This is a genomic window from Protofrankia sp. CiP1_Cm_nod1 (assembly GCF_920888515.1).
Lineage (GTDB): Bacteria > Actinomycetota > Actinomycetes > Frankiales > Frankiaceae > Protofrankia.
On the sequence record NZ_CAKKTM010000112.1, the window covers coordinates 7836 to 9172 of the forward strand.

At 72.4% G+C, this 1337-nt stretch carries 1 protein-coding gene; it reads right to left on the bottom strand.

Annotation, left to right across the window (positions count from 1 at the left end):
* Positions 1 to 1336 (bottom strand): NF041680 family putative transposase (locus NBX02_RS05530; RefSeq protein WP_250290280.1); only part of this gene is annotated, 1336 nt, incomplete at its 3' end.
* Position 1337 lies beyond the last annotated feature (1 nt).

Sequence of the window (1337 nt, forward strand, 5' to 3'; positions counted from 1 at the left end):
ATCCTGTGACTGTTGACCTGTCCGTGGTCTTCCCGACCGGTTGGATGATCGCCTGTCGTCGGTTGGTGCGACCGGGTGGGCGGCCGGGGCCGGGTCGGGTGGGTTTCGGCGCGCGGGCTGGAAGCGGTGTCTTCGGGCGGAGGTTCCGGAATCCCCTGCGGACACGGGCTGGAGTCAGCCTTGTGGGTTCGGCGGGTCGTTCCCAGGGGCGGCGCAGGTCCGCGGTGAGCGTGCGGGCAACCCGGAGTTGGGTGTAGGTGGCGATGACGAGCCAGGTCCAGCGGTCCGCCGCGTGAGGGTCACGGATCTTCGGGGCGGTCCAGCCGAGGGTCTGCTTGAACAGCCGGAAGGTGTGTTCCAGGTCGAACCGGCGGAGAAACGACTGCCAGGCGCGGTCGACGTCGGTGGCGCTCGCGTCGATGGTGGAGGACCACAGCCAGACCGGTTTCGGGTTCCGTTCGCCCGGGATGTGGTCGACGACGAGACGGATCAGGGTGCCCTCGATGATCGGAAGCTGGTCGGTGTGGTTCTCCCAGGCGGCGCGGCGGGTCAGCCGGGGGTGGGCTCGGTCCCACGCGGTGGCGGCCGCGGTGCCGTACCGGCTGGTGTCGGTAGTCGTGGTGAGCGCGGGGGCGGGCAGGCTGGCCGGGTCACCCAGGCGCAGCTCGGGGCCATGGCGAGGCGGCCGGCCGGAGGCGCGTGGCGGGCGGGGCGGAACGGGCAGGTGGAAGACCCGGTCGGAACGTAGCCGGCCGACGAGGTCGACGGGCAGGTCGGCCAGCAGCCAGGCCAGGCGGGTGACGTCGTAGCCGGCGTCGAGGACGACGAGGATGTTCGGGGTGCCGGCGGTGTGGTGGCCGGCGGTGGTGAGCCGGTCGACGACCTCACGTACCTGGGTGGCGGTCACTGTGGTGAGGTCGTCGTCGGGGCCGAGGCGGACCGCGTCGAGCGGTGCCGTCCACGAGGTGCGGCCCGGTTCGAGGGCGGCGACGAACGAGTAGGGCCAGCCCGGGATCATCTGGGCGTTGCCTTTTCCTCGGCCGTAGGTGTGGCAGAACAGCCGCTGCGGGCTGGTGGCTGCGTCCGGACGCAGCCAGGGGCTGACGTCCACGCCCAGGACGATGCGGCCGTCGGCGGCTCGTGGGAGCGGCAGCCCGGCCAGCGACCGTCGCAGCCGGTCCACCTCCACCCGGCCGTGGTTCACCGCGTCGTACAGCGCGCCGTGCCCCCGGCGATGCTCTGGTGCCAGCGACAGGCCGACCAGGTCACGGACCGGACCGTCCGTGCACAGCACGGCGTCGGCGAGCTCGAACAGGGCATCCGCCCGCCGGGTCAGA